The sequence below is a fragment of the Aeromonas sp. PS2Canimalfood6 genome, from assembly GCF_048276795.1.
GTDB lineage: Bacteria > Pseudomonadota > Gammaproteobacteria > Enterobacterales > Aeromonadaceae > Aeromonas > Aeromonas caviae.
The window spans coordinates 1-831 of the sequence record NZ_JBLUXC010000143.1 but is presented as its reverse complement, the minus strand read 5'-3'; the positions used below and the strand labels follow the sequence as shown (position 1 = coordinate 831).

The 831-nt window shown below is 44.4% G+C and carries 1 protein-coding gene; it reads left to right on the top strand.

The features are described from left to right. Window positions 1–239 precede the first annotated feature (239 nt). Window positions 240–731, top strand: a complete 492-nt coding sequence (locus ACNPAA_RS20940; protein ID WP_417891992.1) for a CC0125/CC1285 family lipoprotein — start codon at window positions 240–242, stop codon at window positions 729–731. Window positions 732–831: the final 100 nt, after the last annotated feature.

The following is an 831-nucleotide window of genomic DNA, read 5'->3' as shown; positions in this document are numbered from 1 at the left end:
CAACCTGTTTCGGGCGGACCAAATGATACGTCAGTGGGAGAGATCTCACTAAAAACTGGGAATAACGCCTTAAATGGCGAAGAAACGGTCTAAATAGGCTGATTCAAGGCATTTACGGGAGTAAAAAATCGGCTCAAACATGAAGAAATGAAATGACTGAGTCAGCCGAGAAGAATTTCCCCGCTTATTCGCACCTTCCCTAGTTATTGAAAATCAGCCTTAAACACAAGGAACGTAAAATGAGAATGAAATTGACTGGGTTGCTATGTAGTTTGGCTCTGACTGGTTGCGCAACAGCCTATCAGCCCTACAGCTATTTCGGTGGTGGTGGATATTCTGACGTGCAGCTTGCAGAAAATGTATTTCAGGTAACCGTAGAAGCAAATGGTTTTACGACAAGCGCCGATGCAGCTGATCTTGCTATGCTGCGGTCAGCTGATTTAACGCTTGAAAGAGGATTCAAATATTTCATCATCGGTGCCACAGCAGATCATTCGTACTCAGCAGGATATACAACACCATCAACGACCACATTAAATGCCACCAGCTACGGCAATACTGTTTACGGCACAGCACAAACAACTGGTGGGCAGACCTATGTATTTAATTTTCCCACACCTTCGATGACAATCACCTGCTTTTCTGAAAAGCCAGCACTAAATGGAACTGTTTATGATGCAGCAATCACATCTAGGTCCCTGCGATCAAAGCTAAATAGCTGTTCCGAATAGTAGATCACCGGAGGAAGGGAACTCAGTCCAGTTTGTGCGATCTGATTAGTCGCTAAACAAAACAAGCCACACCCAAAGGACTGAGTTGATGCCTATCCTA